This is a genomic window from Colwellia marinimaniae (assembly GCF_002207865.1).
Lineage (GTDB): Bacteria > Pseudomonadota > Gammaproteobacteria > Enterobacterales > Alteromonadaceae > Colwellia > Colwellia marinimaniae.
The window spans coordinates 1-275 of the sequence record NZ_BDQM01000249.1 but is presented as its reverse complement, the minus strand read 5'-3'; the positions used below and the strand labels follow the sequence as shown (position 1 = coordinate 275).

Annotated in this window: 1 protein-coding gene; it reads right to left on the bottom strand. The window is 46.5% G+C overall.

Going from position 1 to position 275, the window contains the following annotated elements; all coding sequences use genetic code 11:
• On the bottom strand, positions 1 to 275 hold a 275-nt coding region (locus tag MTCD1_RS19140; RefSeq protein ID WP_200818668.1), incomplete at both ends, for a YigZ family protein.

The window sequence follows — 275 nt, the reverse complement described above, 5'->3', positions numbered from 1 at the left end:
TGCACGAACTAATCCACCTGTACCCAATTTAATACCGCCATAATAACGCACGACAACAGCAGTCATCTCACCAACATTACAACCAAGTAAACAATTTAATATCGGTTTACCTGCAGTACCAGACGGTTCACCGTCATCACTAAAGCCATATTGCTGCCCATCACTCGGTCTACCGGCAACAAATGCCCAGCAGTGATGTCGTGCACTCGGGTGTTGTGCTTTAATATCTCGCACAAATTGATCAGCCGCTTGACGTCCTTTGGTCGGCGTAAGAT